General features: G+C 68.3%; 22 protein-coding genes and 1 tRNA gene. 12 read left to right on the top strand and 11 right to left on the bottom strand.

Going from position 1 to position 24,527, the window contains the following annotated elements; all coding sequences use genetic code 11:
• Window positions 1-10: 10 nt before the first annotated feature.
• The 3 genes from rpmI to thrS form a co-directional block, all read right to left on the bottom strand.
• Window positions 11-208 carry a 50S ribosomal protein L35 gene (gene rpmI, locus IPP91_03750; protein ID MBL0141183.1) on the bottom strand — a complete coding sequence of 66 codons (198 nt, stop codon included), beginning with the start codon at window positions 206-208 and terminating at the stop codon, window positions 11-13.
• 163 nt (window positions 209-371) lie between these two features.
• On the bottom strand, window positions 372-911 hold the full coding sequence (gene infC / locus IPP91_03755; protein MBL0141184.1) for a translation initiation factor IF-3: 540 nt from the start codon (window positions 909-911) through the stop codon (window positions 372-374).
• 67 nt (window positions 912-978) lie between these two features.
• Window positions 979-2,886, bottom strand: coding sequence for a threonine--tRNA ligase (thrS, locus tag IPP91_03760; protein ID MBL0141185.1), 1,908 nt, complete (start codon window positions 2,884-2,886; stop codon window positions 979-981).
• A 237-nt stretch (window positions 2,887-3,123) separates the two neighbouring features.
• On the opposite strand from thrS, the gene nikR reads away from it, so the two are divergent.
• On the top strand, window positions 3,124-3,600 hold the full coding sequence (nikR, locus tag IPP91_03765; GenBank protein ID MBL0141186.1) for a nickel-responsive transcriptional regulator NikR: 477 nt from the start codon (window positions 3,124-3,126) through the stop codon (window positions 3,598-3,600).
• Window positions 3,601-3,646: 46 nt separating this feature from the next.
• On the opposite strand, the gene IPP91_03770 is transcribed toward nikR, so the two are convergent.
• A tRNA-Val gene (locus IPP91_03770) sits at window positions 3,647-3,723 on the bottom strand.
• 115 nt (window positions 3,724-3,838) lie between these two features.
• Between IPP91_03770 and IPP91_03775 the strand changes: the two genes are divergently transcribed.
• A complete protein-coding gene (locus tag IPP91_03775) occupies window positions 3,839-4,426 on the top strand; it encodes a GNAT family N-acetyltransferase (protein ID MBL0141187.1) in 588 nt (195 codons plus the stop codon).
• A gap of 13 nt (window positions 4,427-4,439) precedes the next feature.
• On the opposite strand, the gene IPP91_03780 is transcribed toward IPP91_03775, so the two are convergent.
• The 4 genes from IPP91_03780 to IPP91_03795 form a co-directional block, all read right to left on the bottom strand.
• Window positions 4,440-5,786 carry an ion transporter gene (locus IPP91_03780; GenBank protein MBL0141188.1) on the bottom strand — a complete coding sequence of 449 codons (1,347 nt, stop codon included), beginning with the start codon at window positions 5,784-5,786 and terminating at the stop codon, window positions 4,440-4,442.
• Window positions 5,787-5,833: 47 nt separating this feature from the next.
• Complete coding sequence (locus IPP91_03785) at window positions 5,834-7,027, bottom strand: class I SAM-dependent rRNA methyltransferase (protein ID MBL0141189.1); 1,194 nt, start codon at window positions 7,025-7,027, stop codon at window positions 5,834-5,836.
• A 68-nt stretch (window positions 7,028-7,095) separates the two neighbouring features.
• The gene (locus IPP91_03790; GenBank protein MBL0141190.1) at window positions 7,096-9,225 is read right to left on the bottom strand and encodes a bifunctional (p)ppGpp synthetase/guanosine-3',5'-bis(diphosphate) 3'-pyrophosphohydrolase; all 2,130 of its coding nucleotides are present in this window, start codon (window positions 9,223-9,225) and stop codon (window positions 7,096-7,098) included.
• A gap of 132 nt (window positions 9,226-9,357) precedes the next feature.
• Window positions 9,358-11,727, bottom strand: a complete 2,370-nt coding sequence (locus IPP91_03795) for a DNA internalization-related competence protein ComEC/Rec2 (GenBank protein MBL0141191.1) — start codon at window positions 11,725-11,727, stop codon at window positions 9,358-9,360.
• 86 nt (window positions 11,728-11,813) lie between these two features.
• Between IPP91_03795 and IPP91_03800 the strand changes: the two genes are divergently transcribed.
• The 3 genes from IPP91_03800 to IPP91_03810 are packed head-to-tail and all read left to right on the top strand — an operon-like array spanning window position 11,814 to window position 13,526.
• Window positions 11,814-12,371: a DUF2062 domain-containing protein gene (locus IPP91_03800; protein MBL0141192.1), complete on the top strand. Its 558-nt coding sequence runs from the start codon at window positions 11,814-11,816 to the stop codon at window positions 12,369-12,371.
• Window positions 12,368-12,985: a DNA-3-methyladenine glycosylase 2 family protein gene (locus IPP91_03805; protein MBL0141193.1), complete on the top strand. Its 618-nt coding sequence runs from the start codon at window positions 12,368-12,370 to the stop codon at window positions 12,983-12,985. The genes IPP91_03800 and IPP91_03805 overlap by 4 nt, the downstream gene beginning before the upstream one ends.
• Before the next feature lies 1 nt (window position 12,986).
• Window positions 12,987-13,526, top strand: a complete 540-nt coding sequence (locus IPP91_03810; GenBank protein ID MBL0141194.1) for a GNAT family N-acetyltransferase — start codon at window positions 12,987-12,989, stop codon at window positions 13,524-13,526.
• 12 nt (window positions 13,527-13,538) lie between these two features.
• On the opposite strand, the gene IPP91_03815 is transcribed toward IPP91_03810, so the two are convergent.
• The 3 genes from IPP91_03815 to IPP91_03825 are packed head-to-tail and all read right to left on the bottom strand — an operon-like array spanning window position 13,539 to window position 16,305.
• Complete coding sequence (locus IPP91_03815; GenBank protein ID MBL0141195.1) at window positions 13,539-14,345, bottom strand: hypothetical protein; 807 nt, start codon at window positions 14,343-14,345, stop codon at window positions 13,539-13,541.
• 42 nt (window positions 14,346-14,387) lie between these two features.
• Entirely contained in the window at window positions 14,388-15,068 is a 681-nt protein-coding gene (lolD, locus tag IPP91_03820; protein MBL0141196.1) for a lipoprotein-releasing ABC transporter ATP-binding protein LolD, read from the bottom strand.
• Entirely contained in the window at window positions 15,061-16,305 is a 1,245-nt protein-coding gene (locus IPP91_03825) for a lipoprotein-releasing ABC transporter permease subunit (protein MBL0141197.1), read from the bottom strand. The genes lolD and IPP91_03825 overlap by 8 nt, the downstream gene beginning before the upstream one ends.
• A 69-nt stretch (window positions 16,306-16,374) precedes the next feature.
• Between IPP91_03825 and IPP91_03830 the strand changes: the two genes are divergently transcribed.
• From IPP91_03830 to IPP91_03860, 7 genes are all read left to right on the top strand, one after another.
• The gene (locus tag IPP91_03830) at window positions 16,375-17,373 is read left to right on the top strand and encodes a hypothetical protein (protein ID MBL0141198.1); all 999 of its coding nucleotides are present in this window, start codon (window positions 16,375-16,377) and stop codon (window positions 17,371-17,373) included.
• Window positions 17,366-19,054, top strand: coding sequence for a single-stranded-DNA-specific exonuclease RecJ (recJ, locus tag IPP91_03835; GenBank protein ID MBL0141199.1), 1,689 nt, complete (start codon window positions 17,366-17,368; stop codon window positions 19,052-19,054). Before IPP91_03830 ends, recJ begins: the two co-directional genes overlap by 8 nt.
• 86 nt (window positions 19,055-19,140) lie before the next feature.
• A protein-coding gene (gene prfB, locus IPP91_03840; GenBank protein ID MBL0141200.1) for a peptide chain release factor 2 occupies window positions 19,141-20,245 on the top strand; the annotation gives its coding sequence in 2 pieces (ribosomal slippage) (window positions 19,141-19,221 and window positions 19,223-20,245; 1,104 coding nt in all).
• Window positions 20,246-20,248: 3 nt separating this feature from the next.
• Entirely contained in the window at window positions 20,249-21,775 is a 1,527-nt protein-coding gene (gene lysS, locus IPP91_03845; GenBank protein MBL0141201.1) for a lysine--tRNA ligase, read from the top strand.
• Window positions 21,776-21,798: 23 nt separating this feature from the next.
• On the top strand, window positions 21,799-22,113 hold the full coding sequence (locus tag IPP91_03850; GenBank protein MBL0141202.1) for an Hpt domain-containing protein: 315 nt from the start codon (window positions 21,799-21,801) through the stop codon (window positions 22,111-22,113).
• A gap of 3 nt (window positions 22,114-22,116) precedes the next feature.
• Entirely contained in the window at window positions 22,117-24,069 is a 1,953-nt protein-coding gene (locus tag IPP91_03855; protein ID MBL0141203.1) for a PAS domain S-box protein, read from the top strand.
• Window positions 24,066-24,479, top strand: a complete 414-nt coding sequence (locus tag IPP91_03860) for a response regulator (protein ID MBL0141204.1) — start codon at window positions 24,066-24,068, stop codon at window positions 24,477-24,479. Before IPP91_03855 ends, IPP91_03860 begins: the two co-directional genes overlap by 4 nt.
• The last annotated feature ends 48 nt before the right edge of the window (window positions 24,480-24,527 follow it).

The raw sequence follows: 24,527 nt of genomic DNA on the forward strand, positions 1-24,527 counted from the left end.
TCGATCTCCTTTACGCGTAGGGAAGCATCGCCTTCACGGAATCGACATTGGTCTTGTGGACCCCTGCCGTGCCGCGGAGCTGGCGCTTCGATTTCGTGGTTTTCTTGGTGAGGATGTGGCGCTTGCCCGCCTGGCCACGCTTCACTGACCCGCCTGCGCGGACCTTGAAGCGCTTGGCGGCGCCACTCTTGGTCTTCATCTTGGGCATGGGTGCCCTCCTTCTCTTCGACTTGGCGCAGCAGGTGGCGGAATGGTTCCGCGCTTCGAAAACCTGAAGTCGCCTTGTTCGTCCCTACAGGGGTCGGGTTGCTTTTCTGCCGTTTTCGCCGTCGCAAGACGGCTGGCTGAAAAGCAATCTGACCCCGATGCTTCTAGTGCTTCTTCTTCGGCCCCAGCATCATCACCATCTGGCGCCCTTCCAGCTTCGGCCACTGCTCGACGGTCCCGTGCAGCACCAGGTCCGCCTCGACCCGCTTCAGGAGGGCCATGCCCAGTTCCTGGTGAGCCATCTCCCGCCCGCGGAAGCGCAACGTGATCTTGGTCTTGTCGCCATCGGTCAGGAAGCGGATGAGGTTTCGAAGCTTGATCTGGTAGTCCCCCTCGTCCGTGCCGGGGCGGAACTTGACCTCCTTCACCTGGATCTGCTTCTGCTTGAGCTTCGCCTCGTGAGCTCTCTTGCTTTCCTGATACCGGAACTTGCCGTAATCCATCAGGCGGCAAACCGGGGGAACGGCGGTCGGGGCGATCTCGACGAGGTCCACTTCGGCCTCTTCGGCGAGGCGCATGGCTTCCGTCACGGAAACGATGCCGAGCTGATCACCTTCAATGCCAACCAGGCGAATCTCCGGGGAATTGATCTCCCCGTTGATACGAACCGACTTGTTATCGTGAGCGATGCGAAGAATCCTCAGTCAAATCAATCATATGACGAGGATACCTAATGCTGTTTGGTAACAGTCCTCGCCTCCCTTGTCGCGTTCACTTTCGCCCGGAAATCTCGCCGTGCAACTGCGAAACAAAGGCCTCGAGAGGGACCGGCGCCAGGTTTTCACCCGCCCGAGTCCTTGCTGAGACCGTCCGAGCAGCCACTTCCTTGTCGCCCAACACCAGCTGGTAAGGAAGTTTTTGAATGCTATGTTCCCGAATTTTATACGTTATTTTCTCGTTCCGCAAATCGGCCTCGGCCCGGAATCCCGCTGCCCCAAGGCCCTCGACCACCTCGTGAACGTAGGCCACCTGGCAATCGGTGACGTTCATCACGACCACCTGGACGGGCGCCAGCCAGAGGGGCATGGCCCCGCCGTGGTTCTCGATGAGGATGCCGATGAAGCGCTCCATCGACCCCACGATGGCGCGGTGCAGCATCACGGGCACGCGGCGCGAGTTGTCCTCGGCGACGTACTCCGAGCCCAGCCGGCCGGGCATGAAGAAGTCCACCTGCATGGTGCCGACCTGCCAGGAGCGCCCGAGGGAGTCCTTGAGGTGGTATTCGATCTTCGGACCGTAGAACGCGCCCTCCCCCGGCAGCTCGGTCCACTGCGCCCCGCACGCGCGCAGCGCCGCCCGGAGTGCCTCCTCGGCCTTCGTCCACTGCTCGTCGCTGCCGATCCGGGGCGACGGTCGTAGCGCAAGCTTCACCGCGATGTCGGCAAAGCCGAAGTCGCGGTAGACGTCGAAGGCGAGCTTGTGGAAGGCCACGCACTCGGGCGCGATCTGCTCCTCGGCGCAGAAGATATGGCCGTCGTCCTGCGTGAACCCGCGCACGCGCATGAGGCCGTGCAGCGCACCCGAGGGCTCGTTGCGGTGGCACGCGCCGAATTCCCCGTAGCGCAGCGGCAGGTCGCGGTAGCTGCGGATCCCCTTGTTGAAGATCTGCACGTGCCCCGGGCAGTTCATGGGCTTGATCGCGAAGTCGCGCTTCTCCGACTCCGTCGTGAACATGTGGTCCTTGTAGTTCTCCCAGTGGCCGCTTTTCTCCCAGAGCGAGCGGTCGAGGATCTGCGGGCAGCGCACCTCCTGGTAGCCGTTGTCCTGGTACACGCGGCGCATGTACTGCTCCACCTGCTGCCAGATCACCCAGCCCTTCGGGTGCCAGAAGACCATGCCCGGCGCCTCGTCCTGCAGGTGGAAGAGATCGAGCTGCGTGGCCAGGCGCCGATGGTCTCGCTTCTCGGCCTCCTCGAGCATGTGCAGGTGGGCGTCCTGCTCCTCCTTCTTCGCCCACGCCGTGCCATAGATGCGCTGCAGCATCTCGTTCTTCGAGTCGCCCCGCCAGTACGCGCCCGCGACCTTCATCAGCTTGAAGACCTTGAGCTTGCCCGTCGAGGGCACGTGAGGCCCCCGGCACAGGTCGATGAAGTCTGCCTCGCGGTAGAGGGAGATGTCCTCGTTGGCAGGGATGGCGGCGATGATCTCTGCCTTGTACTTCTCGCCGATGGACTCGAAGAACTTCACCGCGTCGTCGCGCCCGAGCACTTCACGCGTCACCGGGATGTCCCTCTTCGCCAGCTCGGTCATGCGCTTCTCGATGGCGGCCAGGTCCTCGGGCGTGAAGGGGCGCTTGCAGGCAAAGTCGTAGTAGAAGCCGTTCTCGATCACCGGGCCGATCGTCACCTGGGCCTCGGGAAAGAGCTCCTTGACCGCGTGCGCAAGGAGATGAGCCGTCGAGTGGCGGATGATGTCGAGGCCTTCCGCGTCCTTGTCCGTGACGATGGCGAGCGCGCTGTCGCGCTCGATCACGAAGGAGGTATCCACGAGCTTTCCGTCCACCTTGCCGGCGAGGGCGGCCTTTGCGAGGCCGGGGCCGATGCAGGCCGCGACTTCGGCGACCGTGACCGGCTTGTCGAAGGATCGGACCGAATTGTCGGGCAGGGTGATGGCAACCATGATCTGTACCTCGATGTTGCGGTGTCAGACACCAGAATGGAAAAAGCGCGGGCGAGCCGCGCTTTTCCGAGAGACAAAAAAGGGGCGTCCCGCTCTAGGCGTCGCGGCTCGTCAGCGTAGTTGGCGGTCTCATAACCATGTCGCGGCCCTTTCTCTCGCCTGGCATGCCCGCCCTTGCGCAGGGAGGCTCGAAGGCGACATTCTACCGATATCCGCCCACCGCCGCGAGCCGACGCCATGGAACGCATCACCATCTCCCTCGACGAATCCCTCGCCCACGAGTTCGACCATCTGATCGCCCGGCGGGGCTACGAGAACCGCTCGGAGGCCGTGCGCGATCTCCTGCGCCGCGAGCTGGAGGCCGAGCGCATCCGCGAAGGCACGGGGCAATGCGTGGCGAACCTGAGCTACGTGTACAACCATCACGAGCGCGACCTGGGCGAAAGACTCACCCGGACGCAGCACGCGCACCACGACCTGTGCGTCTCCACGATGCACGCCCACCTGGACCACGACGACTGCCTCGAAACGGTGATCCTGCGCGGGCCCGTCCGGTCCGTGCACGAATTCGCGCAGGCGATAATCGCCGAGCGGGGCGTTCGCCACGGCAGCCTCAACATGATCTCGGTCAGCGTCTCGCCGGGGGCGCGCGGCCATCACCACGACCACGAATCGCATTCCCGCGACCACGTGCACCTGAAGCCGCGCGTTTGAGCCGTTTTCGCGAATGGAAAAGCCGCCCGGAGGCGGCTTTTGAATTTGGTAGGCGCGATTGGACTCGAACCAACGACCCCCACCATGTCAAGGTGGTGCTCTAACCAACTGAGCTACGCGCCTACAGCTCGATCGCCGGGAATTATAGCCGAACTCGAACGTCCAAGGAATGTCGGCATCGTCCTTGCTTTGTCGTGGACGTGCCCCAACATCGGGGTGTCACCCGCAAGGAGAATTCATGACAGGCACGACACAGTTGCCGATTCGCCTGGGCGAAACTGATCGCGAGGCGATCACGGAACACTTTCTCGCCCTCGGCACCGACGATCGCCGCCTGCGGTTCGGCGCGGGCCTTTCCGATCACGCCATCCGCGCGCTCGACGAACGGATCGACTTCGGACGCGACGAGATCTTCGGCATCGCCGACGATGACCTTCGCCTGCTCGCCGTGGTGCACGTCGCGTTCTATCCCGCCAAGGCCGAACTGGGCCTTTCGGTGCTGGGCAACGCTCGGGGCATGGGGCTGGGCAGCGCCCTTTTCTCCCGCGCGGTGATGCACCTCACCAACCGCAGCGTGCGCCAGGTCTTCGTGCATTGCCTGAGCGAAAACGGGGCGATGATGCACCTCGCTCGCAAGAACGGCATGAAAGTCGTGCGCGAAGGCCCGGAAACCGACGCCTGCCTCGCCTTGCCGCGCGCCACGCCCGGCTCCATCATCGCCGAATGGGCAATGGACCAGAATTCCCGGTTCGCGCACGACATGCGCCGTGGCACGCAAGTGGTGCTCGATGCGCTTCGCACGATGAGTCCTCGCCCCTCCCGCTGACGCGAGGCGCAACCTAGCGCAGCCAGCCCTTTGCCATGAAGGTGTAGAGCACCACCAGGATCAGCATGAGCGTCACGAAGGCAACTTGCCCCAGGGTCACGGCCCACGGCGCTTCGACGAGGTTCATGCCGAGCAGCCCGCCGAAGATCGCGGGGATCAGCCCGAGCGTGCTCATGATCGCGACGAGCCGCATGAAGCGGTTCGTGTCGTGCGCGGCGACGTTGATGTGCAGGTCGATCAGCGAAAGCACCGACTCGAAAGCGTTGTCCACCGTTTCGTAGAGATAGTCGGCCTCATCGGCCAGCCGTCGCGCCTCTTCCCTGCCCTCTGCTTCCAGCCCCGGCAGGGTGCGGCGGCCTTCCGCCAGCATCTCGAGCAACCCGCGCAGCCGCCACAGGTCGCCCTTGGCCACCGACAGGGCGCGCTTGAGGCGGAATGTCGCCTCGAAGAATCGATCCGGGCTCTCGTCGGCGGGAAGCGACTCCAGTTCCCGCACCTCGCGCTCGAGGCGCCCGGCGAGTTCCTCGCTCCTGCCGATCACGCGCCGCACGACATCCAGGGCGCACCGCGTGCCCCACGGCAGGTCACCGAACGCCTCGGGCGGCTTCTCGAGTTCGAGCGCATGCACGGCCAGCGAGAGCAGGTGGCCCCCGGAGACGAGCAGCAGGACAGGGTCGCGCCGCAGGTTGTCCGCCTTCGACGGAACCGACAGGGTGAGTGCGGACCATCGCTTTCCCGTTTCCAGTCGCGGGTAGCTCGATTCGTTGAGCGCCGCCTCCACCAGCACGTGCGGCACGCCGGCCGCCTGCGCGGCTTCACGCAACCTCTCCGGGGAGAGGTTCGAGGCGTGGATCCATTCGTCCGTGGGCGAGGCAGCCCAGCGCAGGAGGTCCTCCCATTCGCCGCGCCGCGCCACCGGGCTGTCGCGCTGGAGCCTGTCCACCTGCGGCGGCCCGACCGGCATGGCGCGGGGAGGTGGAATCAAAGGCGGCGAAACGCCGTGACCGGCCCGCATTCCGAAAAGCAGGACGCGGAAGAGCCGAAGGATACGCAACGCGGGCGACAAGCGTGCGACATCCGTGACTGCTGGCAGGAGGGAGGCCACCGAAATCACGACGATCGACGCGTCGAGGATGTGCCAGGGATCGCGCAGGTACTTGCCCCGGTCCGCCGCGACGGCAAATTGCACCCCGAACTCCAGGGCGAAAGCCGCGACGATGGCCCATTCGAACACATCGGCCACGCTCTCGACGGCGGCAGGAAGCGTGAACAGCAGCGGTGCCAGGCCCGCGGCCAGCGCGCCCAGCGCCAGGAAGCCCATCACGGCTTCGCTCAGGAAGTCAGCGAGGCGGCGCAGCATCCATTCATCCTAGGCGCGGCGCCGAGCCACGGCAAGCACGCCGGGTTTCAGGCGCTGGAGCGCAACAGCAAGCCCTTCAGGTACTCCCCCTCGGGAAAGTGGATCGAGGCAGGATGGTCCGCGCTGGGGCCGAGCCGACGCTCGACCAGCAGGTCGGCGCGCACGTCCGCTGCCGCGCCCGCGATGATTTTCTGGAAGAGCTCCGGGCCGATGGCGCCGGAGCACGAGAACGTGAGCAGCGCCCCTCCCGGCGCGAGGAGTTTCATCGCCCACAGGTTGATGTCCTTGTAGGCGCGCGCGGCGTTCGGCACGTGCTTTTCCGTGGGCGCGAACTTCGGCGGGTCGAGCACGATGAGCCCGAAGCGGCGCCCCTGGTCGCGCAGCTTCCTCAGGAACTCGAACACGTCGGCTTCAACCCACTCGGCCCGCGAGGCGTCCAGCGCATTGGCTTCGACATTGCGGCGACCGAGAGCGAGCGCCTCCGCGGAAGTGTCAACGGACGTGACGCGCGCCGCGCCGCCCGCCAGCGCAGCCACCGAAAAGCTGCCCGTATAGCAGAAGGCGTTGAGCACGTCGCGCCCCTCGGCCAGCTCGCGCGCCAGGGCTCGGTTGTCCCTCTGGTCGAGGAAGAAGCCGGTCTTCTGCCCGCGCGCGATGTCCACGTCGTAGTTCAGCGCGTCCTCGACGATGCGTACGACGGGATCGGGCGCTCCCGCCATGGGCCCGGTGCGCGGGGCAAGCCCCTCGAGCGTTCGAACCTCGACATCCGATCGCTCGTACACCGCGCGCACGCCTGCGATGCGCTGGATGGCCTCGGGCCAGAAGGCGCGCCAGCTCTCGGCGCCCGCCGAAAGGAGCTGCACCACCGCGGTGTCACCGTAGCGATCGACCACGAGCCCCGGAAGGCCGTCGGACTCGGCATGGACGAGGCGGCAGGCGTCGTGGCGCGCATCGAGAAGCCCGGCGCGGCGGGCAACCGACGCAGCGAGGCGCGAGGCGAGGTAATCCTTGTCCACCCGGATCGCCGCATCGAACGACCACACGCGAGCGCGGATCTGGGACTCGGGCGAGTACGCCGCCCAGGCGAGCTGCTCGCCATCGGGGCCGAATACCGCGACCGTGTCGCCCGCAAGGGGCGTGCCTTCCACGCGCTCGATGGCGCCGGAGAAGATCCAGGGATGGCGATGGCGCAGGGACTTGTCCCGGCCCGGCTTGAGGACCAGGCGAGCGCAGGCTGTCATGGGAAGGTGTCCGGCGGAATGCAAGGCGCGAAGGATACCCCAACCGGAGCTTCCGCACCCCCCGCCGGCTACAGGCGGCGCGCCTGGTCCACGCCCGGAACGTCGCGAACCTGCCGCAGGACGCGCTGGATCGCATCGCCGCTATCGACCTGCAGCGTGAATCGCATGTAGGCGTGGGCGCCGCGCGAAAGCGTGTTCACCGCCGTCACGTTGATCCGTTCGCGGGAGATGGCCTCCGAGATGTCCCTGAGCAATCCCTGCCGGTCGAGCGCGACCACCTCGACGTCCGCGGAAAACGGCGCGTCCCCGGTCTTGCCCCAGTCCGTGGGAAGCAGGCGCTCGCGCTGGCTCTCGTCGAGCCCGGTGACATTCGGGCAGTCCGCGCGGTGCACCGTCACGCCCCTCGTGCGCGAGATGAAGCCGATGATGGGGTCAGGGGGCACGGGCTTGCAGCACTTGGCGATGAGGGTGGCGATGTTGGTCACGCCCAGGACCAGCACGCCGGACGAGGTGCGTGCAGCCGGCGCGGGAGTGACGGTTATCGCAGGCGGCGGCGCGACCGGCGTTTCCCCGCGCACCGCCACTTCGATCTGCCTGCCCGTGACCTCGCCTCGGCCGAGGGCAGCGAAGAAGTCCTGCGTGTGCGCAAAGCCGCAGGACGCCGAAATGCGGTCGTGCGCGAAGCTCGTCGCGCCCAGCCGGGTGAGTTCTTTCTCCAGTGCACCGCGGCCGGCGGCCGCATCGACCTCGAAGTCCTCGTGGCGGAACCACTGCCGCACCTTCGCGAGCGCGCGCGGGCTGGCGAGGTACCCTCCCGAAAGCCAGTCGCGGGATGGCCCGCCCTGCTTGGCGGAGAGGATCTCCACCCGCTGCGCGTTGGCGAGCTTCGTGTTGAGCGGCACCATCTGCCCGTCCACCTTGGCGCCGCGGCAGCGGTGCCCGAGGTCGGTATGAACGTGGTAGGCGAAGTCGATGGCGGTCGAGCCCGCCGGCAGGTCCACCACCCGGCCCTGCGGCGTAAGGACGTAGATCGTATCCTCGAAGACCCCGCGCGTAACCCGGGCTGACGTGCCCTCCCCGGCCAGTACGTCGGCCTTCCACGCGAGCACCTGCCGCAGCCACGCGATCTTCGCGTCGAACTTCTGGTCGGCGCGCCTTCCCTCCTTGTACCGCCAATGGGCCGCGACGCCGTGCTCGGAGTGCACATGCATCTCGTCCGTGCGGATCTGCACCTCGAGTGTCCTGCCTTCCGGCCCGATGACCGCGGTGTGCAGGCTCTTGTAGTCATTCGCCTTGGGGCTCGCGATGTAGTCGTCGAATTCCCCCTCGATGGGCGTCCACAGGTCGTGCACCATGCCCAGCACCGCGTAGCATTCGCGCACGCTCTTCACGATCACTCGCACGGCGCGGATGTCGTAGAGCTTCTCGAACGCGAGATCCTTGCCGCGCATCTTGCGGAAGATCGAGTAGAGATGCTTTGGGCGCCCCCGGATCGTGGCCTCGATGCCCATTTGCGCGAGCTCGTGCGTGAGAAGGTCCACCACCCGCGCGATGTAGGCCTCGCGGTCGTTGCGCTTCTCGTCGAGGAGCCCCGCGACTTTCCGGTAGAGGTCGGGCTCGGTGAAGCGGAAGGCCAGATCCTCCAGCTCCCACTTGAGTTCCGAGACGCCGAGGCGGTTGGCGAGCGGTGCGAAAAGCGACAGTGTCTCCTCCCCGGCCGCACGGCGCTCCCCTTCGTCCACCTTCGTGAGCGAGCGCAGGTGAATTACGCGCTCGGCGAGCTTGATGAGGACCACCCGCACGTCCTCGGCAATCGCCAGGAGCATCTTTCGCAATTGCTCGGGGTCGGATCCCGCTGACGCCAATGCCTCGATGTGTCCCGCACGAGCCAGGCCCTTCAGGAGGGAGGCAAGGTCGGCACCGAAGGCCGCCTGGATGCCGTCCTGGTCGAGCTCGGCCTCGGGAATGGCTCCGTTGATGAGAGCAGCTGCGACCGTGTCGGGATCCGCGCCCTGCATGAGCAGCAGGCGCGCCACCGAGACGGCGCGCGCGAACGCGGCGTCCCGCCCGGCAGCCTGGCACGATCCGCGGGCAAGGTGCAGCGCGCGCAGCGGGACATCGGCCAGCGCAGCTCCGTAGGTCGCTGCAAGGCCGGCTTCGAGCTGCGCCAGGTCGGCGCCCGATTGTTCGGCGATCACGGGGAGGCGGCGTTTTTCATGGGCGCCCCCGATTCTACCTCCGCTCCGCCAGCCGAACGTCTGGGGATAATGACTTGATGCCCCTGTCCCTCACCCACTTCTGCTGCGAGTTGTTCGCCCAGGACGGCTCCGTCAGGGAGCACTACGCGCTTTGCGCTCGCTCCAGTAGCGCCGCCGCTCCCCGGCCTGGCTGCGAAGGACGATCGGCTGCCCGGCCACCCCGGGCAGTTCCACGCGCAGGGCCCCGAGCAGATCGGTGCGCAGGATCTCGATGCCGCGATCCCGATAGCGCGCCTCGACCACGGGCGAAGGATGGCGAAACCGGTTGCGCCACCCCGCCGCGATGAGCGCCGCATCGGGCGACACGGCGGCGATGAATTCCGGCGTGGACGACGTGCGCGAACCATGGTGCGGGACGAGAAGCACATCGGCGCGCAGCCGTTCGCGCGAGCGCGACAGGAGTTCCGATTCCGCAAGCCGCTCGATGTCGGCCGTGAGCAGCATCGAGCCGGCCGCCGCGTCCACCCGGATCACGCACGAGCGATCGTTCTCCCGTCGCTGGCGATCCCGCAGCGCTTCGGCCGAAGGATGCAGCACTTCGAAGGCCACGCCGTCCCAGTCCCAGCGCGTTCCCGCTGTACAGGGCCCCGAATCGGGGGCGAGCCCATGGCGCTCGTCGACCTCGTCGAGCGGCGAGAGCATCCAGGTCGGTGCGCGCGAGCGTGCGACGGATGCCGCGCCTCCCGCGTGGTCGTCGTCGGCATGCGTGATGACGATCCCGTCGAGACGGCGCACGCCCTCGCCCCGAAGATACGGCACGACGATGCGGCTGCCGCTGTCCGAGTCCGCGCTCCACGAGGGACCGGCGTCGTAGGCGAGCGCGTGGGTGGCGGTGCGCACCACGACGGCAAGCCCCTGCCCCACGTCGAGGATGTCGATCCACGCTTCGCCAGTGCCGGGCGCGGGGGCCCGGAAGAAAGCGAGCGGCAGCAGGAGCGCAAAGCCCGCCATGCGCAACGGAATGCCCCGCGGCCCGAGAAGCAGGAGCACGCCCCCCACGGCGCAGGCCACGGCTGCCATCGGCGGGTCCGCATTCTCCGCAACTGCCCACGGAAGGCTCGCCAACCCCTCCAGCGGAATCATCGCCAGTTCCATCAGCGCATGGGCGGGCACGAGGAGCACCGGCAGCGGCAGCAGCGCCCCGGCCAGCGTGAGGGGCACGATGACGAGGCTCACCAGCGGGATGGCGAACGCATTGGCCAGCGGCGAGACGAGCGAGACCTCCCCGAAGAGGGAAGCAAGAAATGGCCAGAGCGCGAGCGTCACTGCCGCCTGCGTGGTGACCGCCTCGCGCACCTTGCCCGGCCGGCCGGCGCGCAGCGCGAAGGCGAAGAAGATCGCGCCCACCGCGCCGAAGGAGAGCCAGAACCCGGGCGACAGCACGGCCCATGGGTCGAGGAGGAGGACGGCCAGCATCGCGACGGCCAGCACGCGCGAGGGCGAACCCAGCCGGTCGGCAAGCAGGCAACCCGCGGCGACGGCGAGCATCAGGAACGTGCGCTGCGCGGGCACATCGAATCCGGCCAGCAGCGTGTAGGCCGCCGCCGCGACGACACCGGCCACGGCGCCTGCCTTGCGCGCGGGGACCACGAGCGCGAATCCCGGGATGCGCACCCACAGGAAGGCCATGATGGCGAAGGTCAGGCTCGCGAACATCGTGACGTGCAGCCCCGAGATGCTCACCAGGTGGCCCACGCCCGTGCGCCAGAACACCTCCCAGTCCCCGGTGGCGATGGCGTCCTGGTCGCCGATGGCAAGCGCCACCAGCACCCCCGCGAAACGCCTTTCGCCGAGCCCGGCGCGCATGGATTCGCGGATGTCGCCGCGCAGGCGATGCAGGCTCTGCGGCCAGCCCATCGCATGCTCCGCGAGGCGAATGGGCGAAGGTGCCGTCCGTACATACCCGGTGGCGCGGATGCCCCGCTCCAGCGCCCACGGCTCGAAATCGAATCCGTGCGGGTTGGCCAGGCCACGCGGGCGCTTGAGCCGCACCGTGAGCCGCCACCGCTCGCCGGCGCGGATATCCGGCGGCGGCAGGATTTCGCCCCCGCCCGTCCCGCGCGAGCCGTACCACATGACCGACAATCGCGAGGGAACCGCGGCCCCCGCGGTGGCGATGCGGTCGGGAGCGAAGAGGAAGCGCGTGCCCCGCTCTCCCGGCTGCGGCAGGCCGGAGACGATTCCGTCGATTTCGATGTCACGCCCCTCCCAGGCCCGCGGAAGCTCGTCGGCGAGCCGCTCCTGCGCCCGCCATGCCGCCAGGTCGTGCCCGGCGACGAATCCCGCCACCGCCACGAGCAACGCGCGCGCCAGGCCGCTTGAACACAACCGCGAGGCGAGCGCCGACGCCACGGCCAGCCCGAGGAATCGAGTGTCCGGCAGCACCGCCTCCTGCTGGAGGAAGGCAGTGCCCGCCGCGAAAAAGGCGACAAAGAGGCGCAAGGGCGGATGGGGGCAGCGGGGTGGTCAGGGAGAAAAGCGCCGCTACGCTAGAATCCTTGAACGCGCCACCCCGTCGGCGCGCCGACATGCTCCGACGCAAACTCAGGGAAAAACTCCCCACTCCCGAAAGCATCCGCGCGCACCGCTGGCTGCAATGGTGCGCGCCGGTGCTGTCACACCCTCGCCTGTGGCACCTGCACCGCCGGGCTGTGGCTCTCGGGGTGGCCATCGGGCTGGTGACCGGCCTCATCCCCGGTCCCGTGCAGATGCTGCTCGCCGCCCTCATCGCGATCCCGCTGCGGGCCAACATCCCGGCCGCGATCTTCACGACCCTCTACACGAACCCCCTCACCTTCGTGCCGCTCTACATCCTCGCCTACAACATCGGCCGCCTGGTAACGGGCGATTCCGCGCCGCTCGTGGTGCCGCCCGACATCGGATGGAGCTGGGAGGGGCTGAAGCTCCTGTTCCCGAACCTGCTCGCCTGGATCTCGTCGATGGGCGACACGCTCCTCATCGGGCTCGCCATCCAGTGCACGGTGTTCGCGATCGGCGGATACGCCCTCACGATGATCGCGTGGCGCGTGATCGTCACGCGCGCGTGGCGCACAAGACACGCGCATCGGGCGAAAGGCCCGACATGAAGCCGCGCTACTGGGACGAGGCCAAGGGGCACCTGTCGAAAAAGGACAAGGTCCTGCGCGCAATCATCCGCGCGCACCCGGACGCCAATCTGCAAACGCGCGGCGACGCCTTCCGCACGCTCGCGCGCTCCATCGTCGGGCAGCAGATCTCGGTGAAGGCGGCGCAGGCGGTGTGGGACCGCTTCGAGGCCGCGTCGGGAATGATGGTGCCGGCATCCGTCGTCGCACTGGAAGAGGAGGCGATGCGCGCTGCGGGCCTTTCGCGCATGAAGGTCGCCTACCTCAAGGACCTGGCAGGCCGTTTCCACGCAGGCGTGCTTCGGCCCCGCCGCTGGGCGCGCATGGAAGACGAGGCGGTGATCGCCGACCTCGTGCAGGTGAAGGGCATCGGCCGGTGGAGCGTCGAGATGTTCCTCATCTTCCATCTCATGCGCCCCGACGTGCTGCCGGTGGGCGACCTCGGCCTGCAGCGCGCCATGGAGCGCCACTACAACGCGGGCGCGGCGCTCACGAAGCAAGGCATGCGCGAAATCGCGAGGCCCTGGCAGCCGTGGAGCTCGGTCGCCACGTGGTACCTGTGGCGTTCGCTCGACCCCGTGCCGGTGGAGTATTAGCGTGGATACCCTTCGTCTGGTCACGCCCTGTGCTGCGCACAAGGACTCCTACCGGGCCCTCGTGGCCGAGTTCACGCAGCGCGGCGAGCCGCTGATTCCGTTCCCGCTCTCCTTCCCCCACGAGAACTTCGAGGCGTTCCTCGCGCAGCTCGCCGGGTGCGCGCGGGGCATCGGCATCCCCGAAGGCTTCGTGCCGCATTCCACCTTCTGGCTGGTGCGGGGCGCCGAGGTGGTCGGGGTGTCGAACCTGCGGCACCGGCTGACCGGGAAGCTGCTCGTCGAGGGCGGGCACATCGGTTATGGCATCCGCCCCACCGCCCGCGGGCAGGGGCTGGCGGCCGCGATCCTGCAGCTCACGCTCACCAGGGCCGCCCAGCGCGGCATCCGCCGTGTCCTGCTCACCTGCGCGAAGGAAAACGTTGCATCCTCGGCGGTGATCGCGGGCAACGGAGGGCGGCTCGAGTCGGAGGCTTTCGTCGAATCGCGCGGCGAGGTGGTGCAGCGCTGGTGGATCGACATCCAGGAGGAAGGCGCAGCCTAGGAGGCACCCACCCTAGCGCTGCTGCAGGCGACGCTTCTGCTCCTCCAGGTACTGCCGGTACTCGCGTTCGCGCGCCTCGCGTTCCGCCTGCGCGTGGCGCGCGGCGCGCGCGCGCTCCTCCTCGATTTCCTGGCGGCGCAGGTACTCCTTCTGCCGGTCCACCTCGCGCTGGGCCGCACGCACGCGCTCCTGCTCCGTGCGTTGTACCTGCGCCTCCTCGCGCAGCTTCTCGTTCTTCGCGCGGCTCTCCAGGCTTGCGCGCGCGGCCTCGCTCTGGACCGCGCGCAGCTCCTCGGTGCGCCGCCAGCGGTCGTAGTCCACCCGCTCGCGCGCCACGCGCTGCTGCTCGTTGCGGCTGCGCGCAGTCTCGCTCGCCTCGTCCTGCCGCGCCTTGTAGTCGCGGATGCGTTCCGCATCCAGGTCGGCCTTGCGCCTGGTGTTCTCCTTTTCCATCGCGAGGCGCTCCTCCTCCATCCGCAGGCGCTCCTTGTCGTTCGAGTGGTTCATCCAGATGCCACTGGCGGCAACAACGAGGATGCCCAGGCCGATGGCCGGCGCGAACCAGGCGGGGCGCGATCCGGTTCCGGCCCCTCCCTGATCCTCGAATGCGGCGAGCTTCGCGTCGTAGGGTCCGCGCTTGGCGGGAACCGAAAGGGTGACGAAGGCTTCCCTGAGGAGCCGCTCCTCCGCGCGCTTTTCCTCGGCCGATGCCGCGTAGGCGGGGTCGGCCAACGCCTTCATCTTCCCGTCGAAGGCCAGCCTGGCGATCTGCGCGCTCGCGCTTCGGCCGATGCCCAGGACGTGGTAGTAGTCGTGCATCGCGACTCCGGGTTGTCCGTGCGCCAATTCTAGCGCGCCGTGTCAGGCCTGGGCGAGCCGCCCGTCGGCCAGCCGAAGGCGGCGCTCCATGCGCGCGGCGAGCGCCGGGTCGTGCGTCACCATCACGAACGCCGTGCCGTGGCGGCCATTGAGCTCCACAATGAGGTCGAACACATGGCCGGCCGTCTCGCGGTCGAGGTTTCCCGTGGGCTCGTCGGCCAGCACGCACGCCGGTTGCGTGACGAGCGCGCGCGCCACGGCCACGCGCTGGCGCTCCCCCCCCGAAAGCTCGCCCGGCCGGTGCGCGAGGCGATGGCCCAGGCCGACCTCCTCGAGCATCGCGCGCGCGCGCTCCTTCGCCTGCGCCTCGCCAAGCCTGCGGATGGCGAGCGGCATCGCCACGTTTTCCAGCGCGGTGAATTCCGGCAGGAGGTGGTGGAACTGGTAAACGAACCCGAGGCAGCGGTTGCGCAGTTCCCCCTGGCGGCGAGGATCGAGCGTGGCCATGTCCTCGCCTCCCAGCCGCACCGTCCCCGCGCTCGGCCGGTCCAGGCCGCCCAGCAGGTGCAGCAGCGTGCTCTTGCCCGAGCCGGAGGAGCCAACGATCGCGACCGAATCGCCGGCGCGGACCTCGAAATCCACGCCCTTGAGGACCGGCACGGCGACCTCGCCCAACCCGAAGGTCTTGGCGAGCCCCGCGCACGAAAGGACCATGTCACTCATAGCGCAGCGCCTCGGCCGGATTCACGCGGGCCGCGCGCCAGCTCGGGTAGAGGGTCGCCAGGAACGCGAGGGCGAGGGCCACGCCCGCCACCATCCCCACGTCCCGCCACTCCAGCTGCGAGGGCAGTTCGCTGATGTAATAGACCTCGCGCGACAGGATCTGGAAGTTGAAGGCATGCTCGATCGCGGGCACCACGACATCGATGTTGAGCGACAGGACAACGCCCAGCAACACGCCCAGCGCCGTGCCGATGGTGCCGATGAGGGTTCCCTGCACCATGAAGACCTTCATGATCGACCCGGGCGAGGCCCCGAGGGTGCGCAGGATCGCGATGTCCGGGAGCTTGTCGGTTACCACCATCACCAGCGTAGAGACGAGGTTGAAGGCCGCCACCGCGATGATGAGCGTGAGAATGATGAACATCATCCGCTTCTCGATCTGGATGGCGCGGAAGTAGTTGGCGTTCTGCTGCGTCCAGTCCGTGACGTAGGCATCCGCGGTGATGGACTTCGAAAGCTCGCGCGCAACTCGCGGCGCCTCGTAGAGGTTCCTCAGCTTCAGGCGCACGCCGCTCGCCGCGTCCCCCAGCCGGTAGAGCACTTGCGCGTCTTCCATGCGCACCAGAGCCAGCCCGGAGTCGTATTCGTAGTGCCCGACGGAAAAGATCCCGGTCACGCGGAACTGCTTGAGGCGCGGTACGAGCCCGGCCGGGGTGACCAGCCCCTGCGGCGCGATGAGCGTTACGCGGTCGCCCTTCCGCACGCGCAGCGCGCGCGCCAGGTCGGCGCCGAGCACGATGCCGAACTCGCCGGGCAGGAGGTCGGACAGCTTGCCGGCCCTCATGTGCGCGCCGATGTCGGCCACCTGATCCTCCATTTCCGGGATGACGCCGCGCACGAACACGCCGCGCACCTGCGAGCCCGAGGAGAGGAGCCCCTGGGCCGCCACGAAGGGCGCCGCCGCGACCACCTCGGAATTCGCCTTCGCGTCGGCCGCCACCTTGCGCCAGTCCACCAGGCCGCCTTCGATGGCCAGCACCTGCAGGTGGGCGGCAACGCCGAGGATCCGCGCACGGATCTCGCGCTCGAAGCCGTTCATCACCGACATCACCGTGATCAGCGCCGCGATGCCGAGCGCGATGCCCAGCATCGAGACCAGCGAGATGAACGAGATGAAGTGATTGCGGCGCTTGGCGCGCGTGTAGCGAAGGCCGACGAAGAGCTCGAATGGCTGCAAGAACGGGAACCGGGTGGAAAATGGGAGATAAAGGCGACAGACCCCATTTATTATCCACGCTTGCCCGCCATGCCGCTCACCCTCCTCGTCCCCGACCTCCTGCCGCCCGCCGACGCCCCGGATGCGATGAAGGGCCTGCGCCTGCCGCGGATCGAGACCTGGCTCGCACGCGGTGACCGGGCGCGCGAACCGGGAACCGGCAACGCGTGGCTGCTGCGCCAATGGGGGCTCGACTCGCAGGCGTCGGTTGCCGCCCTCACCCTGGCCGCCGACGGCGGGCCGCGCGACGGCCTCTGGCTTCGCGCCGACCCCGTCCACCAGCGCATCGACCGCAACGCCCTCGTGCTCCACGATTCGAGCGTCCTTGCGCTCACGCCGGCCGAAGGGGATGCGGCAGTCGCGGCACTCAACGACTTCTTCGCGGGGGATGGACTCGAATTCTGCGCGCCCTGCCCGGATCGATGGTATGTCCGCGTGCCGCCGGGAGAATTGCCGCGCACCGTGTCGCTGGACGAGGCCGTCGGGCGCAACCCCTTCGGCATGATTCCCGAGGGCGGGGAGCGCCTGAAGTGGCCGTCGATCTTCAGCGAGGCGCAGATGCTCCTGGCCAGGCTGCCCTTCAACACGGCGCGGGAAGCCGCGGGCCGGCCCACGCTCAACGCCGTGTGGTTCTGGGGCGGTGGGGCGTTTCCGGCGGCCTTGCCGCGGCCCTTCGACGACGTGGCCTCGAGCGACGCCCTGGCGCGAAGCCTCGCCCTGGCCAGCGGTTGTCCTGCACGGCCCCTTCCCGCCGGCCTCGCGCAAATGCCCGCGCGCCATTCCGGCGAATTCCTCGCGGTGGTGGACTCGCTTCAGGCGCCGTTTCGCCGCGGCGACGCCGAGGAATGGATCGCGGCGGCACGCGTTCTCGAGGAAAGCTGGTTTCCCGACCTCGGCGAGGCCCTGGCGGCCTTCGGCCGCCTGCGCGTCGTGCTGCCTTCCGAGCGCGACACCGTGATCGTCGACCTCCCTCCAGGGGCGCGATGGCGTCTGTTCAGGCGCACGCGCCCCCTCGCGAGCCATGCCTGACATCGTCGAACGGTCCGTCGACCCGAACGCCTGCGCCCGGCTCGTCGCCGGCGGCATCGATCCCCGGCTCGCGCGACTCTTCGCCGCCCGGGGCGTGAACGAGGCAACGGAACTCTCCGCCGCCTTGCCGGGCCTCGTGCCTCCCGGCGCCCTCTCCCAGGCCCGGGAAGCCGCTGCGCTCCTGGCCGACGCGATCGAGGCGGGCACCCGCATCCTCATCGTGGCCGACTACGATGCGGACGGTGCCACCGCGTGCGCCGTCGGCCTGCGCGCGCTGCGGGCGATGGGGGCATCCATCGACTTCCTCGTTCCCGACCGCTTCCGCTTCGGCTACGGGCTCACGCCCGAGATCGTGCGCCTGGCCGCCGAACGCTCGCCCGGCCTCCTCGTCACCGTGGACAACGGCATCGCCTCCGCCGAGGGCGTGGCGGAGGCCAACCGCCTGGGAATGCGCGTCCTCGTCACCGACCACCACCTGCCGGGCGACGTTCGGCCCGATGCCGCGTGCATCGTGAACCCCAACCAGGCCGGGTGCGGCTTCCCGAGCAAGGCCCTCGCAGGCGTCGGCGTGATCTTCTACGTGATGATGGCGCTGCGCGCGGAGCTTCGGCGACGCGGCGCGTTCGCTGCGCGCGCGGAACCGAACCTCGCTGCCCTCCTCGACCTGGTGGCGCTGGGCACCGTGGCCGACGTCGTGAAGCTCGACGCCAACAACCGCATCCTCGTGGCGCAGGGGCTGGCCAGGATCCGCGCGGGGGAAGCCTGCGCCGGAGTCCGGGCCCTGATGGCCGTTGCCGGCAGGGAACCACGGCGCGCCGGGGGCTACGACCTGGGCTTTGTCGTGGGCCCTCGCCTCAATGCGGCCGGCCGCCTCGAGGACATGTCCCTGGGCATCGAGTGCCTTGCCACGGACGACGAGGGCGTGGCCATCCGTCTGGCCGGCAGGCTCGACGAGCTCAACCGCGAGCGGCGCGAGATCGAGGCGGGGATGCAGGAATCCGCCCTCGCGATGCTCTCCGGCGTCGATCCCGGGAACGGCTGGTCGCTCACGGTTCACCGGCCGGAATGGCACGCGGGCGTCGTGGGTCTCCTGGCCTCGCGGCTCAAGGATCGGTTCCACCGCCCGGTGTTCGCGTTCGCCCTCGAAGCCGGGGGAAGACTCAAGGGCTCCGGGCGCTCGATCGCCGGGCTCAACCTGCGCGATGCGCTCGACCTCGTTTCCAAGCGCGCCCCCGGCGTGATCGAGCGCTTCGGCGGACACGCGGCCGCGGCAGGGGCGACCCTGCACGAAGGGGCCCTGGAAGCCTTCGGCGCCGCGTTCGAAGCCGTGGCACGCGAACTCCTCTGCCCGGCCGATCTCGAACAACGCATCGAAACCGACGGGACGCTCGCCGCGACCGACATCACCTTCGACTTCGCCGCCGAGCTGCGCCGCCTTGTCTGGGGACAGGGGTTCCCCGAGCCGAGGTTCGCCGGACGCTTTCTCGTCGAGGCCCAGCGCATCGTGGGCCTCAAGCACACCCGCCTCACCCTCGGCCTGGGATCGCGCCACTTCACCGCCATGCGCTTCGGGGACACCGGGCCCTTCCCCGCCGCCATCGACGCGGTCTACCGCCTCGACGTCAATGAATTCAACGGCACCGAGTCGCTGCAGCTCATCGTCGAGCACTGGAGCGCGTAGCGCCTCGCCCCTTCGCCGCCCATCGCACGCGCTGGCGCCATCGTGCCCCGGTATAATCGACCGTTTACCGAATCGAAGACGCCCGCATGGAAGCCGAACAGCTCAACCAGATCGAAAATTCCCTCTCGGATCTCGCCGCACGAACCGCAGAACTCCGGAGGTATCTTTGACTTCGACGCGAAAAACACCCGCCTAGCCGAGGTCCGCAGGATCCTCGAGGATCCCGCCGTGTGGAACGACGCTCCCCGGGCCCAGGAACTGGGCAAGGAGCGCGCGAGCCTCGAGGCAACCGTCAACGTGATCGAGCAGATCGAGTCCGGGCTCAAGGACTGCGCCGGGCTCTTCGCGCTCGCCAAGACCGAGGACGACGACGAGACGCTGGAGTCCGTGCGAAGCGACACCGCGGCGATCGAGAAGCTGGTCGCGGGCCTCGAGTTCCGTCGCATGTTCTCGAACCCGATGGACCCCAACAACTGCTTCGTGGACATCAACGCGGGCCAGGGGGGCACGGAGGCCCAGGACTGGACGCAGATGCTGCTGCGCATGTACCTCAAGTACTGCGACAAGCGCGGCTACAAGGTCGAGGTCCTCGAGGAATCCGACGGCGAGGTCGCGGGGCTGAAGAGCGCCTCCCTCAAGGTGAGCGGCCCTTACGCCTATGGATACCTTCGCACCGAGACCGGCATCCACCGCCTCGTGCGCAAGTCGCCCTTCGATTCCAACGCGCGCCGCCACACGTCGTTCGCGAGCGTGTTCGTGTATCCGGAAGTGGACGACTCCATCGAGATCGACATCAATCCGGCGGACCTGCGCATCGACACCTACCGCGCCTCGGGCGCCGGCGGACAGCACGTGAACAAGACGGATTCGGCGGTGCGCATCACGCACCTGCCGACCAACACGGTGGTCTCCTCCCAGAACGACCGCTCCCAGCACCGCAACCGCGCCGAGGCGATGTCGATGCTCAAGGCGAAGCTCTACGAGCTGGAGCTGCGCAAGCGCAACGAGAAGAAGCAGGCGCTGGAGGACACCAAGACCGACATCGGCTGGGGCCACCAGATCCGCTCCTACGTGCTCGACCAGTCGCGCATCAAGGACCTTCGCACCAACCACGAGGTGGGCAACACCCAGGCCGTCCTCGACGGCGACCTCGACGATTTCATCGCCGCCTCCCTCAAGCAAGGCGTATAGACCATGGCCGACAACAGCGACAAGAAGCCCCCCACCGAACCTGCGCAGGACGAGAACCAGATCGTCGCCGAGCGGCGAGCCAAGCTCGCCCGCCTTCGCGAGAGGGGCCAGGCCTTCCCCAACGATTTCCGGCGAGAGCAGCTCGCCGCCGACCTGCAAGCCGCGCACGGAGCCGCCTCCAAGGAGGACCTCGAGGCCGCCCCGCCCCGCGCCTGCGTGGCCGGCCGGATGATGCTCAAGCGCCTCATGGGCAAGGCATCCTTCGCAACGCTGCAGGACATGAGCGGGCGGATCCAGGTCTACGTGAAGTCGGACGCCCTCGGGACGGACGCCTACGAGGACTTCAAGCACTGGGACCTGGGCGACATCGTGGGCGCCGAGGGAACGCTCTTCCGCACGAAGACCGGCGAGCTCACGATCCAGGTGTCCTCGATCCGCCTGCTCTCGAAGTCGCTGCGCCCGCTGCCCGACAAGTTCCACGGCCTCGCGGACATGGAGGCGCGCTATCGCAACCGGCACGTGGACCTCATCGTGAACCCGGAGTCGCTCGACACCTTCATCAAGCGCTCGAAGCTGGTGCAGGCGATCCGCGAGTTCTTCGTGGCGCGCGGCTACCTCGAGGTCGAGACGCCGATGATGCACCCGATCCCCGGCGGCGCGGCGGCCAAGCCGTTCATGACCCACCACAACGCGCTCGACATGGACCTGTACCTGCGGATTGCGCCGGAGCTCTACCTCAAGAAGCTCGTGGTGGGCGGGCTCGAGAAGGTCTTCGAGATCAACCGGAACTTCAGGAACGAGGGGATGAGCACGCGCCACAACCCCGAGTTCACGATGATCGAGTTCTACGAGGCCTACCGGGATTATCACTACCTGATGGATCTCACCGAGACGCTGCTTCGCGAGTGCGCGCAGAAGGTGGTCGGCTCGACGACTATCGGCTACCAGGGGGAGACGATCGACCTGGCGAAGCCCTTCGACCGCCTGACCATGGCCGAGGCCATCGCCAAGTACAACCCGAGGTTCCCGCTGGCGGAGCTGGAAAAGCCCGAGTACCTCAAGGTTGCGCTCGCCCCCTTCCAGGTCGAGGTGTTCCCGACGGACGGGCTGGGGATCCTGCAGCTCAAGCTCTTCGAGGCGACGACCGAGTCGAAGCTCGTGCAGCCCACCTTCATCGTGGCGCATCCGACGGACGTTTCCCCACTCGCCCGCGCCAACGACGCCAACCCCGCCGTCACCGACCGCTTCGAGCTCTTCATCACCGGGCGCGAGATGGCCAACGGCTTCTCCGAGCTGAACGATCCCGAGGACCAGGCCGCGCGCTTCGCCCAGCAGGCGCGGGCGAAGGAGGCCGGCGACGAGGAGGCGATGTACTTCGACGCCGACTTCATCCGCGCGCTCGAGTACGGCCTGCCGCCGACGGCCGGGGAAGGCATCGGCATCGACCGCCTGGCGATGCTCTTCACGGACAGCCCGTCGATCCGGGACGTGATCCTCTTCCCGCAGCTCAAGCCCACCGAGGCGGCCTGACCCTCGCCGACGGCGCCAAAGCCATGACCTCGCGCAAGGCGGACCAAACGCCGCTCGACATTTCCGACGACATGCGGGAGCTCGCCGCGCTGTTTCTCGAGACCCGTCGCGCGGACCTCGCCCGCCTCGAGGGCGCGCTGGCGGCCGGCGATTTCGAGACGATCCGCGCCGTCGGCCACGTCTTTCGCGGATCGTCGGCCGCGTTCGGGTTTCCCGAGGCAGGGCAGATCGGCGCGCAACTCGAGGAGGCCGCCGCCCGCGCTGACCGCGGGGCCGTCGAAGCGCTCGCCCCGCTCCTGCGCGCCTCGATCGTAATTCGCGGCAGCGAAAGCGCGTAGGCGATGACCGGCTTCACGATCTCCTTCACCGACGCATTCCTCCTCGCGATCCTCCCGATCGCCGCGGTCCTGATGGGCGTTGCCCTGGTCCTGTTGCGGCGCCGGCGCGCCGCCCAGCTCGCCGCGATCGCCGATCTCGCCCGGGAGCGCGACCGTGTGCGTAACGCCCTCGAGGGCTCCTCCCTCACCATCTGGGACTGGGATGTCGCCGCCGATTCCATCTGGCTCAATTCGAACTGGAAGGAAATGCTCGGCGAGTATCCCAAGGAGACGCGATGCTCGATGGTCGAACTCCTCTCATACGTCCACGCGGACGACCTGGAGCGCGTGCAGAGCGCCGCCGTGGACACACTCAAGGGGACGACCGCCCAGTTCGACACGGAATACCGCGTCCGGCGCGAAGAAGGCGCCTTGATCTGGATCCGCAGCCTCGGGAAGGTCACGGCCCGCGACTCCCTGGGGCGTGCCTTGCGCGCGAGCGGCACGAACTCGGACATCACGGCCAGGAAGCTCGCGGAGAAGTCCCTCGCCGAGAGCGAGGCGCGTTTCCGGGCGCTGTCTTCGCTGTCCTCCGACCTCTACTGGGAACAGGACGAGCACTTTCGCCTCCTGACCTGGTCCGCCCCGGCGTGGTCGCGCGGGAGCGACTCGGTATTGCCCCGGCCCGCGCTGGACGCCCCGGAACTCACGGAAGCCGACTGGGGGGCGCATCGCGGGGTGCTCGAGCAAAGACGCGCGTTCCGCGACCTCGAGATCCGCCAGGCGGGGCCCGGCGGCCAGGAGTCGTGGCTGTCCGTGGGCGCCGTGCCGGTAGTGGACGACAAGGGACAGTTTCGCGGCTACCGGGGCCTGGCGAGGATCATCACCGACCGCAAGCGCGCCGAACGGCGCCTGCGCGAAAGCGAGTCGCAGCTCCGGCAGCTCGTCGAATTCATGCCGGCCGCGATCATGTTCGTCAACCACGACCGGCGCGTGGTGGTTCACAACAAGGCCTGCGCCGAGCTGATCGGCCTCCCGTCGGCGCAAATCGACGGCCAGCTCCTGAGCGTACTCCTGGGGGAGGAGCGGTACGCCGTCGTCGCGCCGTTCCTCACGCAGGCGCTCGCGGGCGAGCCGGCCCATTACGCGTCGAGGCGGCCGGGCCTGGGGGGCCGTGTCCTGGACCTGGACGTGCTGCACTGGCCCCTTCGCGGCCCCGATGGCGATGTCGCGGGGGTGATCGTCCTCGGAATGGACGTCACGCGGCTGAAGGAAGCGGACCGCATGAAGGACCATTTCGTGTCGGTCGTGAGCCATGAACTGCGCACGCCACTCACGGCCATGCGCGGCTCCCTGGGACTGCTCGCCGGCGGCATCGTCGGCGAGCTGCCGGACGAGGCGAGGCCCCTGGTGGAGATCGCCCTGCAGAACTCCGACCGCCTCTGGCGGCTGGTGAACGACCTGCTCGACATCGAAAAGATGTCGGCCGGGCAGCTCGAGTTCCGCGTCGAGGCGATCGCGTGGCAGGAGGCGCTGCGGGAAGCGGTGGACGCGAGCCGCGGATTGATGCAGCAGTATGACGTTTCGTTCGAGCTGGAGCCCGTCGGGGACCTGCGCGTGCTCGGCGACAACGACCGCCTGTCGCAGGTGCTCTCCAACCTGATCCTCAATGCCGCCAAGTTTTCCGCGCCGGGCGGAATGGTTTCCGTGGGTGCGCAGCGACTTCCCGGCGGCGGCGTGCGCACCCGCGTTCGCGATCGCGGCCCCGGCATTCCGGAAAGCTTTCGCTCCCGGATCTTCCAGCCCTTCTCGCAGGCCGACTCCGGCGACAGCCGCACCAAGGGCGGCACGGGCCTGGGCCTCGCGATCAGCCGCGAAATCGTCACGCGCCTGGGGGGCGCGATCGGCTTCGACGACGCGCCCGGCGGCGGCACGATCTTCTGGTTCGACCTGCCCGAAGCGCCGGTGGCACAATGACGCCCGTGTCCCAGCCTCCGTTCAATCGCATCCTCCACGTCGACGACCAGGTCGACATCCGCGGCATCGTGAAGCTCGCCCTCGGGAAAATCGGCGGATTCTCGGTTTGCAGCTGCGCGTCCGGAGAGGAGGCCTTGGCGGCGGCGGCCGGTTTCGATCCGGAATTGCTCCTCATCGACATGAGCATGCCGGGCATGGACGGGATGGATCTCCTTGCGCGCATGCGCGAGGCCGGCATTCGCGTGCCTGCCGTCTTCTTCACCGCCCGCAGCAGTCCGAGCGACCTCGTTCGCTATCGTGACGCAGGCGCCATCGGCACCCTGTCCAAGCCCTTCGACCCGCTCAAGCTCGGCAGGCAGATCACCCAGATCTGGATGGATAGCCTCGCGCCCGGCACGGGCGAGGTCTGAGCGCCGCCACCCCGATCCCGCACGGCGCCGGGAGGCCACCGCCGATGC

This window comes from Betaproteobacteria bacterium (assembly GCA_016720855.1).
Taxonomy (GTDB): Bacteria; Pseudomonadota; Gammaproteobacteria; order Burkholderiales; family Usitatibacteraceae; genus FEB-7.

Excerpts from the sequence above, each read along its gene's own strand:
- IPP91_03775 (MBL0141187.1), top strand. The coding sequence starts at position 3,839 with ATGACAGGCACGACACAGTTGCCGATTCGCCTGGGCGAAACTGATCGC.
- IPP91_03860 (MBL0141204.1), top strand. The coding sequence starts at position 24,066 with ATGACGCCCGTGTCCCAGCCTCCGTTCAATCGCATCCTCCACGTCGAC.
- IPP91_03785 (MBL0141189.1), bottom strand. The coding sequence starts at position 7,027 with ATGACAGCCTGCGCTCGCCTGGTCCTCAAGCCGGGCCGGGACAAGTCC.
- IPP91_03805 (MBL0141193.1), top strand. The coding sequence starts at position 12,368 with ATGAAGCCGCGCTACTGGGACGAGGCCAAGGGGCACCTGTCGAAAAAG.
- IPP91_03815 (MBL0141195.1), bottom strand. The coding sequence starts at position 14,345 with ATGCACGACTACTACCACGTCCTGGGCATCGGCCGAAGCGCGAGCGCG.
- lysS (MBL0141201.1), top strand. The coding sequence starts at position 20,249 with ATGGCCGACAACAGCGACAAGAAGCCCCCCACCGAACCTGCGCAGGAC.
- lolD (MBL0141196.1), bottom strand. The coding sequence starts at position 15,068 with ATGAGTGACATGGTCCTTTCGTGCGCGGGGCTCGCCAAGACCTTCGGG.
- IPP91_03780 (MBL0141188.1), bottom strand. The coding sequence starts at position 5,786 with ATGCTGCGCCGCCTCGCTGACTTCCTGAGCGAAGCCGTGATGGGCTTC.
- recJ (MBL0141199.1), top strand. The coding sequence starts at position 17,366 with ATGCCTGACATCGTCGAACGGTCCGTCGACCCGAACGCCTGCGCCCGG.
- IPP91_03830 (MBL0141198.1), top strand. The coding sequence starts at position 16,375 with ATGCCGCTCACCCTCCTCGTCCCCGACCTCCTGCCGCCCGCCGACGCC.
- IPP91_03850 (MBL0141202.1), top strand. The coding sequence starts at position 21,799 with ATGACCTCGCGCAAGGCGGACCAAACGCCGCTCGACATTTCCGACGAC.
- IPP91_03800 (MBL0141192.1), top strand. The coding sequence starts at position 11,814 with ATGCTCCGACGCAAACTCAGGGAAAAACTCCCCACTCCCGAAAGCATC.
- nikR (MBL0141186.1), top strand. The coding sequence starts at position 3,124 with ATGGAACGCATCACCATCTCCCTCGACGAATCCCTCGCCCACGAGTTC.
- rpmI (MBL0141183.1), bottom strand. The coding sequence starts at position 208 with ATGCCCAAGATGAAGACCAAGAGTGGCGCCGCCAAGCGCTTCAAGGTC.
- thrS (MBL0141185.1), bottom strand. The coding sequence starts at position 2,886 with ATGGTTGCCATCACCCTGCCCGACAATTCGGTCCGATCCTTCGACAAG.
- IPP91_03855 (MBL0141203.1), top strand. The coding sequence starts at position 22,117 with ATGACCGGCTTCACGATCTCCTTCACCGACGCATTCCTCCTCGCGATC.